At 71.8% G+C, this 14,100-nt stretch carries 15 protein-coding genes; 6 read left to right on the top strand and 9 right to left on the bottom strand.

Annotation, left to right across the window (positions count from 1 at the left end; genetic code table 11):
• Window positions 1–14: 14 nt before the first annotated feature.
• Together HNP84_RS05395 and HNP84_RS05390 are read right to left on the bottom strand one after the other, a co-directional pair.
• On the bottom strand, window positions 15–836 hold the full coding sequence (locus HNP84_RS05395) for an SDR family NAD(P)-dependent oxidoreductase (RefSeq protein WP_185048235.1): 822 nt from the start codon (window positions 834–836) through the stop codon (window positions 15–17).
• 1 nt (window position 837) lies between these two features.
• Window positions 838–2,043 (bottom strand): lipid-transfer protein, encoded by a 1,206-nt coding sequence (locus HNP84_RS05390; RefSeq protein WP_185048234.1) that lies wholly within the window; start codon window positions 2,041–2,043, stop codon window positions 838–840.
• Window positions 2,044–2,273: 230 nt separating this feature from the next.
• Between HNP84_RS05390 and HNP84_RS05385 the strand changes: the two genes are divergently transcribed.
• Window positions 2,274–3,689 carry a WGR domain-containing protein gene (locus HNP84_RS05385; protein WP_185048233.1) on the top strand — a complete coding sequence of 472 codons (1,416 nt, stop codon included), beginning with the start codon at window positions 2,274–2,276 and terminating at the stop codon, window positions 3,687–3,689.
• Here HNP84_RS05385 and HNP84_RS05380 read toward each other — a convergent pair whose 3' ends face one another.
• Window positions 3,690–5,024: an NAD(P)/FAD-dependent oxidoreductase gene (locus tag HNP84_RS05380; RefSeq protein WP_185048232.1), complete on the bottom strand. Its 1,335-nt coding sequence runs from the start codon at window positions 5,022–5,024 to the stop codon at window positions 3,690–3,692.
• A gap of 79 nt (window positions 5,025–5,103) precedes the next feature.
• On the opposite strand from HNP84_RS05380, the gene HNP84_RS05375 reads away from it, so the two are divergent.
• Window positions 5,104–5,694: a TetR/AcrR family transcriptional regulator gene (locus HNP84_RS05375; protein WP_185048231.1), complete on the top strand. Its 591-nt coding sequence runs from the start codon at window positions 5,104–5,106 to the stop codon at window positions 5,692–5,694.
• Between the two features lie 54 nt (window positions 5,695–5,748).
• On the opposite strand, the gene HNP84_RS05370 is transcribed toward HNP84_RS05375, so the two are convergent.
• Window positions 5,749–6,567, bottom strand: a complete 819-nt coding sequence (locus HNP84_RS05370) for a helix-turn-helix domain-containing protein (protein WP_185048230.1) — start codon at window positions 6,565–6,567, stop codon at window positions 5,749–5,751.
• 160 nt (window positions 6,568–6,727) lie between these two features.
• Here HNP84_RS05370 and HNP84_RS05365 point away from each other — a divergent pair, with 160 nt between their 5' ends.
• Window positions 6,728–7,453: an alpha/beta fold hydrolase gene (locus HNP84_RS05365; RefSeq protein WP_185048229.1), complete on the top strand. Its 726-nt coding sequence runs from the start codon at window positions 6,728–6,730 to the stop codon at window positions 7,451–7,453.
• 19 nt (window positions 7,454–7,472) lie between these two features.
• Here HNP84_RS05365 and HNP84_RS05360 read toward each other — a convergent pair whose 3' ends face one another.
• Both HNP84_RS05360 and HNP84_RS05355 read right to left on the bottom strand, forming a co-directional pair.
• Window positions 7,473–8,132 (bottom strand): response regulator, encoded by a 660-nt coding sequence (locus HNP84_RS05360; RefSeq protein WP_185048228.1) that lies wholly within the window; start codon window positions 8,130–8,132, stop codon window positions 7,473–7,475.
• Window positions 8,129–9,283 (bottom strand): sensor histidine kinase, encoded by a 1,155-nt coding sequence (locus HNP84_RS05355; RefSeq protein WP_312923852.1) that lies wholly within the window; start codon window positions 9,281–9,283, stop codon window positions 8,129–8,131. Before HNP84_RS05355 ends, HNP84_RS05360 begins: the two co-directional genes overlap by 4 nt.
• Window positions 9,284–9,555: 272 nt before the next feature.
• Here HNP84_RS05355 and HNP84_RS05350 point away from each other — a divergent pair, with 272 nt between their 5' ends.
• Window positions 9,556–10,443 (top strand): alpha/beta fold hydrolase, encoded by an 888-nt coding sequence (locus HNP84_RS05350; RefSeq protein WP_246517811.1) that lies wholly within the window; start codon window positions 9,556–9,558, stop codon window positions 10,441–10,443.
• Between the two features lie 61 nt (window positions 10,444–10,504).
• Here HNP84_RS05350 and HNP84_RS05345 read toward each other — a convergent pair whose 3' ends face one another.
• Entirely contained in the window at window positions 10,505–10,819 is a 315-nt protein-coding gene (locus HNP84_RS05345) for a DUF3817 domain-containing protein (RefSeq protein WP_185048226.1), read from the bottom strand.
• Window positions 10,820–10,968: 149 nt separating this feature from the next.
• Here HNP84_RS05345 and HNP84_RS05340 point away from each other — a divergent pair, with 149 nt between their 5' ends.
• Together HNP84_RS05340 and HNP84_RS05335 are read left to right on the top strand one after the other, a co-directional pair.
• Complete coding sequence (locus tag HNP84_RS05340; protein WP_185048225.1) at window positions 10,969–11,571, top strand: TetR/AcrR family transcriptional regulator; 603 nt, start codon at window positions 10,969–10,971, stop codon at window positions 11,569–11,571.
• Window positions 11,568–12,401, top strand: a complete 834-nt coding sequence (locus HNP84_RS05335; protein ID WP_185048224.1) for an SDR family NAD(P)-dependent oxidoreductase — start codon at window positions 11,568–11,570, stop codon at window positions 12,399–12,401. Before HNP84_RS05340 ends, HNP84_RS05335 begins: the two co-directional genes overlap by 4 nt.
• A 33-nt stretch (window positions 12,402–12,434) precedes the next feature.
• On the opposite strand, the gene HNP84_RS05330 is transcribed toward HNP84_RS05335, so the two are convergent.
• Together HNP84_RS05330 and HNP84_RS05325 are read right to left on the bottom strand one after the other, a co-directional pair.
• On the bottom strand, window positions 12,435–13,418 hold the full coding sequence (locus tag HNP84_RS05330; RefSeq protein ID WP_185048223.1) for a serine hydrolase domain-containing protein: 984 nt from the start codon (window positions 13,416–13,418) through the stop codon (window positions 12,435–12,437).
• Complete coding sequence (locus tag HNP84_RS05325) at window positions 13,415–14,047, bottom strand: nitroreductase family protein (protein ID WP_185048222.1); 633 nt, start codon at window positions 14,045–14,047, stop codon at window positions 13,415–13,417. The genes HNP84_RS05330 and HNP84_RS05325 overlap by 4 nt, the downstream gene beginning before the upstream one ends.
• Window positions 14,048–14,100 lie beyond the last annotated feature (53 nt).

The following is a 14,100-nucleotide window of genomic DNA, read 5'->3' as shown; positions in this document are numbered from 1 at the left end:
ACCCCGATTCGGCGTCAGTACTCGTAGCCGCCGGCGGCCGTGATGACCTGGCCGGAGACGAAGTCGGCTTCGGGGTAGGTGAGCATGACCACCGAACCGGCGGCCTCTTCGGGCGAGCCCGGCCGGCCCAGCGGGATCAGCGACTTCAGCGCCTCGATGGCCTCGGGTCGTACGCCGACCTTGATCTCGCGGCCCTCGACCTCGATCGCCGAGACCCCGGTGGGCGCGGTCAGACGAGTCTCGATGAAGCCGAACGCGACGCAGTTGACGTTGACGTTGTAGCGCCCCCACTCGTGGGCGAGGGTCTTGGTGAGACCGACGATGCCCGCCTTGGCGGCCGAGTAGTTGGCCTGGCCGGCGCTGCCGTGGAGGCCGGCCACCGAGGAGATGTTGACCACCTTGCGGTGCACGACGACGCCCTGCGCCTTCTCCTTCTTCGCCGCGGCGCCGATGACCGGCTGGGCGGCGCGCAGGATGTCGAAGGGGGCCTTGAGGTGCAGGTCGACGATGGCGTGCCACTGCTCGTCGGTCATCTTCTGGATCACGTTGTCCCACGTGTAACCGGCGTTGTTGATGATGATGTCGATGCCGCCGAAGCTCTCGACGGCCGCGCCGATGAACCGCTCGGCGAATCCCTCGGCGGTCACACTGCCGGGAACCACGACGACCTGGCCGCCGGCGGCCTTGATCTCCTCGGCCACCTCGGCGGCGGGTTCGGCGTCGAGGTCGTTGACCACGACGGACGCGCCCTCCGCGGCGAGCTTGAGCGCGATCGCGCGGCCGATGCCCCGGCCGGCCCCGGTGACGAGCGCGGCCTTGCCTTCGAGCTTTCCCATGTCAGGCGGCCACCTTCTGGTGCGCCACCTTCTGGTACATCGTCACGACGACCGCGCCGCCGAGACCGACGTTGTGCTGCAGGGCGGTGGTGACACCCTCGACCTGGCGGCCCTCCGCCTGTCCACGCAGCTGCCAGACGAGCTCCGCGCACTGCGCGAGTCCGGTGGCGCCGATCGGGTGGCCCCTGGCGATCAGGCCGCCCGAGGGGTTGGTGACGACCTGGCCGCCGTAGGTGTTCCGGCCGTCGAGCACGAACTTCTCGGCCGTGCCCTCCGCGGTGAGGCCGAGCGCCTCGTAGATGAGGAACTCGTGGGTGGTGAAGCAGTCGTGCAGCTCGACGACGCGGACGTCCTCGGGGCCGATGCCGCTGTTCTCGTAGACCTGCTTCGAGGCGGCGGCCGTCATGTCGTAGCTGACGAGACGCTTCATGTCGCCTTCGAAGGTGCTCGGGAAGTCGGTGGCCATCGCCTGGGCGGCGATCACCACGTCGCCGCGCAGACCGTGCCTCCTGGCGTACTCCTGCGACACGACGACCGCGGCGGCGGCGCCCGAGGTGGGCGGGCAGCACTGGTACTTCGTCAGCGGGCCTGAGATCTTCCGCGACCCGAGGACCTCTTCGACGGTGAGCGGGTCGCGGAAGACGGCGTAGGGGTTGTTCGCGGCGTGGCGGCGGTTCTTGACGGTGATGTGGGCGAAGACCTTCGGATCGATGCCGTGCTCCTCGACGTACTGGTCACCCGCGGCGCCGTAGAAGAAGGCGGCGCCGGGGAACTGCCCTTCGGGCATGCCGTACTTGGCGACCACGACCTTGGCGAACTCCTCCAGGGGGTGGGGCCGCTCGGGCCACCGGCCCTCGACGCCGGCCTCCATCTGCTCGAACCCGAGCGCGAGCGCGACATCGACGACACCGCTCTCGACGGCCTGACGGGCGAGGAACAGCGCCGTGGAACCCGAGGAGCAGTTGTTGTGGACGTTGATGATCGGGACACCGGTCATGCCGACCCGGTAGAGGGCCTTCTCCCCGCCGGCCGAGTCGCCGTAGATGTAACTGGTGTACGCCTGCTGGACGGCGTCGTACTCGATACCGGCGTCGGCCAGCGCGCGGCGCGCGGCTTCGGCGCCCATGACATCGAACGGGTCACTGCGGCCGGCCTTGGTGAACGGGATCATCCCGACACCGGCGACCACAGCCTTGTTCTCGGACATGCCGTCTCCTCTTCTCGGCGGCGCTCGGCAAGAGCGTTCTCTGCGAGTCGATTCAGTATGCCCTTCACTAGGCCGACCGATCAACTCTGTGTTGGCTGTCATAAAGATGGACGGCACAAGGCGCCTGGGAGCACCGTCCGGATGCCGCATTCATGGCATCCGGCGCCAAATGTCGGCGGCCTCCCCTACGCTCTGGCGCTAGTCGAGAAGATCAACCGTGGAGAGCCGGCATGACATACCTGGAACTGTCCGAGGACGGCGGCGGCGCGCACAAGTTCTACGAGGTGCTCGTCTCCGGCACCGAGGTCACGATCAGCTACGGGCGGATCGGGGGCCCCGGGCAGACCAAGGTCACCGGCTTCGCCACCCCCGAGAAGGCTCGGGCCGCAGCGCAGAAGAAGATCGACGAGAAGATGCGCAAGGGCTACGAGCCGGCCGTGCGAGGAGTGAGGCAGGCCCGGCCGGTGACCCGCAGGCCCACGGTGAGCCGGGCCTCGACGGCGCGACTGGCGCCGGTGCTGTGGCGGTTCGCCAGCGGTTCGCCCGCGTACGGCATCTTCGTGGACGGTGAGCGCTGCTGGGTGGGCAACCAGCAGGGCGACGTCTACAAGGTCGCCCACGACGGGACGGTGAACGGCCGATTCAAGCTGCCCGACGGGGTCAAGTGCATCGTCGCGGACGACTTCTGGATCTACGCCGGGTGCGACGACGGCAGCGTGTACGACCTGTCGGGCAAGGTGCCGCGGGTCGCCTACGAGATCGCCGCCAACGTCGACATCTTCTGGCTGGACATCTACGACGGCGTTCTGGGGGTGTCCGACGCGGCCGGCAACGTCACCGCGATCGACCACGAGGACGAGTACCAGTGGGCGCGCACCACCGACGGCCGGCACGCGTGGATGGTCCGCTGCGACCGCGACTCCGTCTACCACGGGCATTCCCGGGGCGTGGCCCGCTACCAGGCGGGCGACGGCAAGCCCGTCTGGCACACCCGGGTGGACGGCGCGGTCCTGTTCGGCTGGCAGGAGCCGGGTTCGGTGTACGCGGGCACGGCCAACGACAAGGTGATCAAGCTGGCCAAGGACTCCGGCGCGATCGAGGCGGTCTACCGGTGCGACGACATCGTCTACTCCTGCGCGACCGCGCCGGACGGGCGCTACGTCTTCGCCGGCGACAGTTCCTCCTCCATCTACTGCTTCGACCAGAACGGCGAGCGGCTGTGGAAGCTCGGCACCGGCTGCGGCTCGGCGTTCTCGATGCAGTTCCTCGACGATCGCCTCTACATCGTCACCACCGGCGGGACGCTGGCCTGCATCGACGCCGGTGAACAGGCGGTCAGCGCGGCGCAGGGCGGAAGCGTGCCCGTACCGGTCGATGTCAAGGCCGCCGCCGGGCTGACGGCGGTCGAGCCGACGCAGGCGCTGCAGACCACGACGGACGCCGCCGGCGGTGTGATCGTGGAGTGCTACCCGCAGGGCGACCGCCTGCGTGTCCGGGTGCTCTCCCCGGGGTTCGAGTCCGGCTGGAACGTGCAGTTCCCCAAGAACATCCGCGAGGCGGGCGCCCGCTACGTCGTCGAGGGCGTGCGCCCCGCCGAACGCGGCGGCTTCTACCGCGCGTACGGTGAGATCAGGCGACTGCTCTGATCAGCGGGCGAGGCGGTCTGCGTAGAAGTCGGCGAGATGGGCGAGGGCGGATGCGGCGCGGACGCCGAGCCAGCGCAACGGCTCGGGTTCCCAGCGGCGTCCGACGCCGGCCCAGGGAAGGCGGGTCTCGCCGGTGTCGATGCCGATGATCAGGTGGGCCAGGGTGCGGCCGGCGAGGTTGCTGAGGGCGACGCCGTCGCCTCCGTACCCGCCGGCCCAGGCCAGGCGGCGGGCGCGGTCGATGCCGGCCGACGGCTCCATGGTGCGGGTGAACGCGATCGGCCCGCCCCAGCGATGGCTGATCCCGGCCTTGCCTAACTGGGGGAACATCTCGGCCAGGGCGTGGCGCAGCCGCGCCCATATGGCCTCGGACCGGTCGCCGGCGGAGGAGACGCGCGAGCCGAAGGGGTAGGTGATGCCCCGGCCGCCGATGGCGATCCTGTCGTCCTCGGTGCGCTGCATGTAGGCGAAGTGGTGGCGCTGGTCGGCGACCGTGGCGCGGTCGGCCCAGCCCACCTGCCGCCAGAAGCTCTCCGGGAGCGGGTCGGTGGCGATCATGTGCGAGTGAACGGGGGCCAGTTCGCGGCGCAGCCCCGGCAGGCCGGCCGTGTAGCCCTCGGTCGCCAGCACCACCATGTCGCCTTCCAGCACTCCGTGCTCGGTGCGCACCCGGCCCCGGTCGATCGAGAGGACCGGGGTCTGTTCGTGGATGACCGCGCCGTGGCGTTCGACCACCGCCGCGAGCCCCCGTACCAGCTTGGCCGGGTTCAGCACGGCGCAGTGCGGCGTGTACGCCGAGCCGACCACCTGGGAGACCGCCAGATGCCGGCTCGTCTCCTCCTTGTCCAGCAGCCGGTAGTCCTCCGGACCGAAGCCGAAGGACCGCAGGCGGGCCATCGTACGGGCGAGCCGGTTCGCCTGGGCCCGGTTGCGGGCGAGCAGCCGGCTGCCGCCGCGCCGGATTCCGCAGTCGATGCGTTCGGCGGCGACGACCCGCTCCACTTCGCTCACCGTCTCGATGGCCGCCCGCTGCATGGCCATGGCCGCTTGACGGCCGTGCTCGCGGGCCAACCCGTCGAGCCCGTTGGGCAGAAAGCCGGAGCACCAGCCGCAGTTGCGTCCGGAGGCGCCGTATCCGGCGAGCCGGCGCTCCACGACGATCACCGAGCGTTCCGGAGCGAGCAGGCGCAGGTAGTAGGCGGTCCACAGGCCGGTGAAGCCGGCCCCCACGATGACGACGTCCGCGGTGGTGTCGTTCGCCGGTGCCGGCCGGGGCCGCCGCTGCGTCTCGGCGAGCCCGTCCCACCACAGACCCGGGCCTCGGATAATTTCCATGACGGTCATTATGATAATGCTCGTGATGTAAATCAAGCGGGGTGATCGGTCCTACGCTGGACGCGAGATGTCAGAGCAGATGAGAAGGCCCGTCGGGCGACCGCCCCAGCCCGGCCGCCGCGAGGAGATCCTCACCGCCGCCGTCCGCGTGGCCGCCGAGCGAGGGCTGGACGACCTCTCGCTGGCCGAGCTGGCCACCGCGCTGGGCTTCAGCACGTACACGCTGACCTACCACTTCGGCCGCAGAGAAGGGCTGCTGGCCGCGATCGTCGAGCACGTCGAGACCGAGATGCGCGAGCAGATCCGGCGGCTCGCCGAGGGCCCCGGCGGCGCCTCGCCCGGCGAGCTGCTGCGGCGCTACTGGGAGAGCACCCGCGCACCCGGCGCCCACAGCTACATGCGGCTATGGCTGGAGCTCCTGGTCTTGGCCGGGCGTCATCCCGACCGCTTCCCCGGTTTCCAGCAGCGCGCCGCCACCGGCTGGCGCGACCTGGCCGCGCAGGTCCTGCGCGAGCACACCGGCTCCGACGAGCTGGCCACCTTGATCGTCGCGACGGTCACCGGCCTGGAGATCGAGCAGATGCTCGACCCCGGCTCCCCCCGCCCCGGCCAGGCCCTGGACTGCATGATCCGGCTCCTGGAACAACGCGACGCCGCCGAAGGACCGTGACCGGCGCGACGGCGCACGCCCTGACGGCGCCGTCCTCGCCGCCACGGGCCGGGGTCATGTCCGCACGATGGACGCGAGGAGCGCCAGCTTGTCGGCGCTGTCGGTGCCGGGGTCGGGGTGGAGGACGACGAGCGTCTGACCCGTCGCGCCGCTGACGCCCAACCTCTCGCGGTTCAACCACAGGCCACCGACCTGGGGGTGGTCGATGTGCTTGGGCGTGCCTTCGCACGTGTTGACGTCGTGGCGGGCCCAGAGCCTGCTGAAGAGAGGGCTGGCGAGGGAGAGCTCGCCGACGAGTTCGATGAACCGGGGGTCGTCCGTGTCGGTGCCGACGGACTCGCGGAAGCCGGCGACCATGCCCTGCGCGGCGTCCTCCCAGTCGGGGTAGAGAGCCTGCTCGGCCGGGTCGAGGAACACGTCGCGCAGGCGGTTGCCCCCGGCCGCGAGTCGCGGCGACAGAGCGGTCGCGAGCGCGTTGGCGGCGAGGACGTCGAAGTAGCGGTCCTCCACGTACGCGGGGAGCGGGAGCGTGGCGACGAGCTTGGCGACGCCGGGAGGAACGGTCTCCTTCCGGGGCCGCCGTCGCCGCCGGGGTCTTCCCGCCCCGAGGCGTAGCAGGTAGGCCGTCGCGTCGTCGTCGAGCAGCAGCACGCGGGCGAGGGACTCCAGGACCTGCGCGGAGGGGTTGCGGTCGCGGCCCTGCTCCAGGCGCAGGTAGTAGTCGGCGCTGATGCCGGCGAGCATCGCGACCTCCTCCCGGCGCAGGCCGGGCACGCGCCGTACGCCCGCGGAAGGGATGCCGGCCTGTTCCGGAGTGACGAGCTCCCGGCGGGCGCGTATGTAATCGCCCAGAAGGTTGAGGTCGCCGCTCATGGCCCCACTGTAGTTCCCGCGCTTCCGCGCGTGCCTGGTCCTGTCACCCCCAGGATCGCGGGGGCTCTGCCTCCGTCGGCGGGCGAGCGGAAACCTGGCTTCCGCGACGAACGCCGGCGATATCGGCCGGCGGTCCCTTCCGCGAACAAGGAGCTGCACCATGTCAACATTTCTGCTGGTACACGGGGCCTGGCACAGCGGGCGGTGCTGGGAGCGGGTGGTCCCGTTGCTGGCATCGGCCGGGCACCGGGTGCTCGCGCCGTCGCTGACCGGCCTCGGCGACAAGGCGCATCTGCTCGGCCCCGAGGTGGGGCTCGACACGCACGTGGACGACATCGTCACGCTGATCATCGAGGAGGACCTGACCGACGTGGTCCTGGTGGGCCACAGCTACGCCGGGCTGGTCATCTCGTCCACCGCCAACCGGGTCCCGGATCGGATCGCCCATCTGGTCTATCTCGACGCGATGGTCCCGGAGGACGGCGAGAGCGCGGTCGATGTCCACCCCATGACCCAGGACCTCATCGACCGCGCCGCGGAGTCCGGGGCCGGCTGGCGGGTCCCGCCGATGCCCGAGCTGCCGCCGCCCCTGGGCCTGTTCGGGGTCACCGACCCGGCGGACGTGGCGTGGCTGCGGACGATGTTGTCGGATCAGCCGGTGCTCTGCTTCCGGCAACCGGTCCGGCTGGACAACCCGGCCCTGCGCAGGATTCCGCGGACGCACATCCACTGCGTCGCCGGCGTACCGGAGGGCATCGAGCGGCGGCCCGTCCCGGCGACACAGCCCAACGGCAGCCCGGCACAGGTGTGGGAACTGCCGACGGGGCACGACTGCATGATCACCATGCCCGCCGAGCTCACCGAACTGCTGCTCAAGCTCACCTGACCGCCCTGGCCGCGCGGTCTCAGGTCACCAGGCCGTTGCGGTAGGCGTAGACGACAGCCTGCACGCGGTCACGCAGGTCGAGCTTGGTGAGGATGCGCGAGACGTACGTCTTGACGGTCTCCTGGCTGATCACCAGAGTCCCGGCGATCTCGCTGTTGGACCGGCCGTCGGCGATGAGCCGCAGCACCTCCAGCTCGCGCGGGGTCAGCGCGTGGTCGTCTGGTGCGCTCTCGGGGGGACGGATCCGGGCCGCGTACTTGCCGACGAGCTGCCGCGTGACCTCGGGCGCCAGCAGCGCGGCGCCGGTGGCGACGGTGCGGATGCCGTGCAGCAGTTGCGCCGGCGGAGCGTCCTTGAGCAGGAAGCCGCTCGCCCCCGCGCGCAGCGCCTCGTAGACGTACTCGTCCAGGTTGAACGTCGTCACCACGAGCACCTTGACGGGATGCTCGACCCCGGAGCCGGCGAGCCGGCGGGTCGCCTCGATGCCGTCGAGCACCGGCATCCGCACGTCCATCACCACGATGTCCGGCTTCAGCCGGTGGGCGAGATCGACCGCGGCCTGTCCGTCGCCGCACTCGCCCACCACCTCCAGGTCGGGCTGCGCGTCGATGATCGTGGCGAACCCGGTGCGGATCAGCGCCTGGTCGTCGCAGACCAGGACCCGGGTCGGCGCGGTCACAACGAGCTCCCGGTGGGGATGCGGGCCCGTACGACGAAGCCGCCGTCGGCCTGCCGGTCGGCGCTGAACTCGCCGTCCAGGGCCTCGACCCGCTCCCGGAGCCCGGCCAGGCCCCGCCCGCTCCCGCCAAGAGAGCCGGTCCGCTGGCCGGAACCGTCGGTGCCGACCTCCACGCTGATCTCCTTTTCGCCATGACGCACGCGGACTACGGTACGGCTGCCGTGGGCGTATTTAAGGGCGTTTGTCAGAGATTCTTGCACGATCCTGTAGGCCACGAACTCGGCGCTGCCGGACGACCCCGCCGACTCGCCCTCCTCGGTGTACTCCACCGGCTGCCCAGCCTGGCGCGTCTGCTCCACGAGCGTGCGCAAATCGGCGGTGGACGGCGTGCTGACGTCGGTGTCGTGGTCGGGGTTGAGCAGGTCGAGCAGGTGCCGCAGGTCGGAGATGGCCCGCCGGCCGGTGTCGGTGACCGCGCTCAGGGCGGCGTCGAGGCGTTCGGGCGCGGCGGTCAGGTAGCGCGCCGCCTCGGCCTGCACGACCATGGCGGTCACGTGGTGGGTGACGACGTCGTGGAGCTCGCGGGCGATGCGGGTGCGTTCGGCGGCGCGGGTGGCCTGGGCGATGTGGCGGCGGCGTTCGGCCTCGGCGGCCCGGGTGGAGCGCAGCCAGGCCCCGATGGCCCACGCGAGGACCAGCGCCAGGTAGAACAGCGCGAGGTCCGCCGGCCCTTCGTTCGAGCCGAGCCGGTCGAGCGCGACCACCAGCGGCAGGTACGCCGCGGACAGCAGGAGCACGGTGACGCGCCGGTGCCGTTCCAGGTGGGCGCCCGCGCTCACGAGCGCGATGGGCAGCGCGGTGCCCGCCACCGCGTGGTAGGTGAAGAGCTGGTCCAGGGCGAAACCCAGCGACACCAGGACCAGGCTGACGGCCGGCCACCGCCGGCGCACGGTGAGCGGGAGGCTCTCCAGGGCGATCACCGCGACGGCCAGCGCGTCGTGGGGGCGGGCCGGCAGATCGCTGAGCTGCGTCCCGTTGCCCTGGAACTCCGGCAGGAGCGACACGACGGTCAGCAGCAGCGCCAACGGAAAATCCCGGACCATGACGTCAGACCGCCACCACAGGTCCCGGATCCGGCGAAGATCCATCACCGGGCGAGCCTAGCGGCCGGGGCGGCATCTCGGTGTCCGGACCACCACATCGCCCAGGCGGACGCGAACGGCGTGAGGCGTGCCAGTCCCTTTGATGGGCCGGCGCGCTTGTCCCCCGTGCGAGCTACCGGCGAATGTCCACCGCACGGTGACGATTCCGGCACCGCCGATTCCGTAGCGTTCTCGTCGTCGCCACGGCGGCACCCCACCACCCCACCGGGGAAACCGACCCGACCTCGATCCGCTCACCGGAGGACATAATGCCGCGCAAGATGAACAGGACCGTCGCGATCGCGCTGTGCTGCGCCGTGGCCGGCGGGGCTCTCACCGCCTGCTCAGGCGGCTCCCTGGAGAACTGGGACCCGCTCGCCCCGGCCACCCCCGAAGCCGACGCCGACCTGATCTCCGGAACCCAGAAGATCGATGTCGCGGGCAGCTCGGTGAACGTCTCCTGCTCCGGCGACCCGGCCGGCGACCGGCCGGTCATCGTCCTGCTGCCCGGAGCGGGCGACGGCCTGGACAAGATGGCCGCCCTCCAGAAGACCCTGAGCGAGAAGAACCGGGTCTGCGCCTACGACCGCCTCGGCGCGGGCGCCAGCGACCAGCCCGACGCCCCCCAGGACTTCACCGCCACCGGGAAGATCCTGACCGGGGTCCTGGACCGCGTCGCCGGTGACGCCCCGGTCGTCCTGGCCGGGCACTCCCTGGGCGGCCTGATCGCCGCCAGGTACGCCCCCGGCCACCAGGACAGGGTCAAGGGGGTGGTGCTGATGGACGCCACCTCCCCCACCATGACCGCCGACATCACCACGGCGATCCCCGAGTCCGCCACCGGCCCGGCCGCGGAGTTGCGCGCCCAGAACCTCGCGGTGCTCCAGGGGAACAACCCGGAGAAGCTCGTCATCCCCGACGGGAAGGTCCGTTCCGCCGGGGACATCCCGGTGGAGGTGATCCAGCACGGCAAGCAGTATCTGGCGGCCGTGCCGGAGTACGGCCCGCGCCTGGAGAAGGCGTGGTCCGCGGGCCAGCGCAAGTGGCTGGCGCTGTCCAGCCGCAGCAAGCTGAGCACGGCCACCGACAGCGAGCACTACATCTACGTCGACCAGCCCGATGTCGCCGTCAAGGCCATCCAGCGCGTCACCTCCCAGATCGCCGGCTGAGCGATGGCAACCGACCGGCTCCGGGCTGGTCGGCTGCGCCCTGGGCGCGACGCGACCGGTCTCAGGGGGTCGCGGCCTGTTCGGCGCGGAGGAGTTCGTCCCGCTTGAGGCGGTGGAAGAGGAACGGGGTGAGCGGGAGCAGGCCGGCGAGGAAGGCGAGGAACGTGGCGCCGGGGCCCCAGCCGAGCCTGCGGCGTACGGTCAGCAGGGAGACGACCAGGGCGACGAACAGCGCGCCGTGCACGATGCCGAGCGGCCGGACGAGATCGATGTCGGAGATTCGGCTCAGCAGGGACCCGAAGACCAGCAGGACCACGAACGACCAGCCTTCGGCCAGGGTGAGCATGCGGAAGACGAGGACGGGGTTGGCGCGCACGGTGGGGTGACCGCTCCTTTCGAGGATTTCCCGCACAGGGTAGTGCACGGGGGCCTCGGTCCCGGGTTCGCCTCACGCCCGCGGGCGCCGCCGCCGTACGCCTTTCGAATCGATACGTCTCGTCTTCATTTACGGTAGCATGGGCGGCGATGAGCGACCGACCAGTCCAGCCCCGACCGGGCCGCAAGCGCAGTGAGGAGAGCCGGCTGGCGATCCTGACCGCGGCGTTCGAGCTGATCGCAGAGGTCGGCTACGCCGGTCTGACGATCGAGGGGATCGCGGCGCGCTCGGGGACCGGCAAGCAGACCATCTACCGGTGGTGGCCGTCCAAAGCCGACGTGCTGATGGACGCGATGGCCACCAAGGCCGAGCTGTACGTGCCGATCCCCGACACCGGGAGCTATGCGGCCGATCTGCGGGCCTTTCTGGAGGCGAGTTTCACCCTGGCCCGCCGGCCGGCGGTCGCCGACGGGCTGCGCGCCCTCATGGCCGAGGCCCAGATCGACGCCGCGTTCGGCGAGCGGTTCCGCGCCTCGTTCCTGCGGCCCCGCCGCGACGCGCTCGGGATCGTCTTGGAGCGCGCCCGGTCCCGCGGGGAGCTGCCGCCGGGCCTGTCGCCCGGCGCCATCGCCGACATCGTGTTCGGCACCATCTGGTACCGGCTGCTCGCCACCCGCCGGCTCCCCGACGACCGGCTCGTCGAGGAGCTCGTCACCGCGCTCACCGAACCCGGCCTTGAGGAGCCCTCGTGACCCGCCCACGCACGATCTTCATCACCGGCGCCACCGACGGCCTCGGCCGCGCCCTCGCGAATCGGCTCGCCGCCGACGGCGCCGCCTTGATCCTGCACGGCCGCGACCAGGGGAAGCTGGACCGGACGGCCGAGGAGATCCGTGCCAAGCACGGCGTGGACCGGCCGCGTACCGTCCTCGCCGACCTGGCCTCGCTCGCGCAGGTACGCGCCCTCGCGGCCGGAGTGCGCGCCGCGACCGACCGGCTGGACGTGTTCGTCAGCAACGCCGGCATCGGCGCGGGCGAACCCGACGGCCGCGACCGCCGCACCAGCGCCGACGGCCACGAGCTCAGGTTCGCGGTCAACTACCTCGCCGGGTTCCTGCTCACCCTGGAGCTCCTTCCGCTGCTGCGGGCATCGGCCCCGGCCCGCATCGTCAACGTCGCGTCCATCGGGCAGGAGGCCGTCGACTTCGACGACCTGATGCTCGAACACGGCTACAGCGGCATGCGCGCCTACCGCCAGAGCAAGCTCGCCCAGATCGCCTCGGGCTTCGAACTGGCCGGCCGGATCCCCGCCTCCGAGGTCACGGTGAACAGCCTGCACCCGGCGACGTACATGCCGACCAAGATGGTGCTGCGGGAGCTCGGCTACCACATCGACAGCATCGAGGACGGCGTGGCCGCCACCTACCGGCTGGTCACCGACCCCGCCCTCGCCGCCACGACCGGGCGGTTCTTCGACCGCACCCGCGACGCCGAGGCGCACCCCCAGGCGTACGACACCCAGGCCCGGGCCGAGCTGTGGCGGCGCAGCCTGAAGCTCGTGGACCACCCCGGCATCGCCTGAGCACCGCTCGCAGCCAGCGGTACGCCGTGGGGGTCACGCGGCGGTGCCGGTCACCTCGGTCAGCAGCCGGAAGCCGTGGCGATCGACGGACGCCGAGGTGGCCGACAGGACGACCACGCCGGTCCCGGCTGCGCGGTCCAGGCCAAGCCAGGACCGGAAGCCGCCGGAGCCGCCGTTGTGCCAGGTGATGTCGCGTCCGTTCAGGGACGTGGTGATCCATCCCGCCCCGATGCGCGAGCGCCCGGCGAACGGGGCCACCGGGTCGAGCGCGGCGACTCCGGGGGCCGAGCCGTCCAGCAGCGCGGCGGCGAGGCGGGCCATGTCCCCGATGGAGGCCCGGATGCCCCCGGCGGGACCGATCGCCTCGCCCGTCCACGGCTCCCGTGGCCGTCCTCGCCTGCTCCGGCCGGTCAGGGCCGTCTCGCGCAACTGCGCGGGGACGGCGGGCACGTACAGGCCGGCGAGCCCGAGCGGCTCGGCGATCCGGCCGGCGAGCAGCTCGGCGTAGGTGGTCCCGGCCGCACTGGCGACGGCGTGGCCGAGCAGTTCGAACCCGAAGTTCGAGTAGCGGGCGGCCGGCTTGCCCACCGTGACCCCCCGGGCCTGGGCGAGGAGCCGGGCCAGGTCCTCTCCGTACGGGTTCGTCCCGTGCCGCCACAGGGCGATGGTCCGCCGCAGCGGCTGCGCCGAGGCGGGAAGGCGCGGCAGGCCGGACCGATGCGTGCTGAGGGCGTCGAGCGTCACCCGCGCGGCGGGGACGTCACCGAGCGGCAGCAGCTCGCCGAGGGTGGTCTCGCGCCCGACCTCGCCGCGCGCCAGCGCGTCGGCGTAGAGCATCCCGGTGATGCCCTTGGAGATGGACGCGATCTCGAAGCCGGCGTCCAGCGCGGCGCCGCGCGCCGCGACGGTCACCCCCGCGGAGGTGACGGTGGCGGCGGCGGCCACCGGGTGGCGCGGCCCCAGCAGTCCGGCCAGCCTCTCCGCGAGCCGCGCGTCACCGTGTACGCCGGCCGTCATGCGCGGCCGTCCAGATCGCCGCGCCGGGCCCCCGCGAGGCCGATGATCCGTTCCCGATGCATTGTGTCAACGTAGGTTGACGAGCCTGCCGCGTCAACCGTTGTTGACGGCTCGATCCAGCGGACCAGGCGGTCCAACGGGAGGCGCCCGGTGGGGATGGCGGATCTTCCCTCCGGAGCGGGGGCCGGATAGCCGAGCGAGATCGCCGTCCGGACCCGCCACGGCGGCTCGACGCCGGCCAGGCGGCCGGCCCGTGCGACGTTGGCGGCCGGGAAGAACGAGGCCGGGCAGCTCCCCAGGCCGGCGGCGTGCGCGGCGAGCATGAGGCTCTGCGCGACGCGCCCGCCGTCGAACTCCGCGTCCTCGCCGCCCGTACCGTGATCGATCGCGAGCAGGACGACGACGGGGGCGGTGGCCAGATGCCCCGCGTAGCCTCCCAGCAGGCTCAGCCTCCGCTGCAGCTCGCGGTCCCTGACGACGACGAACCGCCACGGCTGGCGGTTGCGCGCCGATCCGGTCCACCGCGCCGCCTCCAGCACCCGCACGATCTCGCCCGTCGGAACCGGCTCGCCGGTGAACCACCGGGTGGCCCGCAGCGACGCCACCCCGGCCCGCGTACCGTCTCCCACCGCCCCACTCCCCTCTCACCGGCCTCGCCGGGCCCGACGTCCCGACGTCCCGG

The organism is Thermocatellispora tengchongensis (assembly GCF_014202315.1).
In the GTDB taxonomy this organism is placed as follows: Bacteria; Actinomycetota; Actinomycetes; order Streptosporangiales; family Streptosporangiaceae; genus Thermocatellispora; species Thermocatellispora tengchongensis.
This window is presented reverse-complemented; position numbering and strand designations above follow the sequence as displayed.

Bases quoted from the DNA above. Each gene is read 5' to 3' on its own strand.
- HNP84_RS05395 (WP_185048235.1), bottom strand. From the start codon at position 836: ATGGGAAAGCTCGAAGGCAAGGCCGCGCTCGTCACCGGGGCCGGCCGG.
- HNP84_RS05390 (WP_185048234.1), bottom strand. From the start codon at position 2,043: ATGTCCGAGAACAAGGCTGTGGTCGCCGGTGTCGGGATGATCCCGTTC.
- HNP84_RS05385 (WP_185048233.1), top strand. From the start codon at position 2,274: ATGACATACCTGGAACTGTCCGAGGACGGCGGCGGCGCGCACAAGTTC.
- HNP84_RS05380 (WP_185048232.1), bottom strand. From the start codon at position 5,024: ATGGAAATTATCCGAGGCCCGGGTCTGTGGTGGGACGGGCTCGCCGAG.
- HNP84_RS05375 (WP_185048231.1), top strand. From the start codon at position 5,104: ATGAGAAGGCCCGTCGGGCGACCGCCCCAGCCCGGCCGCCGCGAGGAG.
- HNP84_RS05370 (WP_185048230.1), bottom strand. From the start codon at position 6,567: ATGAGCGGCGACCTCAACCTTCTGGGCGATTACATACGCGCCCGCCGG.
- HNP84_RS05365 (WP_185048229.1), top strand. From the start codon at position 6,728: ATGTCAACATTTCTGCTGGTACACGGGGCCTGGCACAGCGGGCGGTGC.
- HNP84_RS05350 (WP_246517811.1), top strand. From the start codon at position 9,556: ATGAACAGGACCGTCGCGATCGCGCTGTGCTGCGCCGTGGCCGGCGGG.
- HNP84_RS05340 (WP_185048225.1), top strand. From the start codon at position 10,969: ATGAGCGACCGACCAGTCCAGCCCCGACCGGGCCGCAAGCGCAGTGAG.
- HNP84_RS05330 (WP_185048223.1), bottom strand. From the start codon at position 13,418: ATGACGGCCGGCGTACACGGTGACGCGCGGCTCGCGGAGAGGCTGGCC.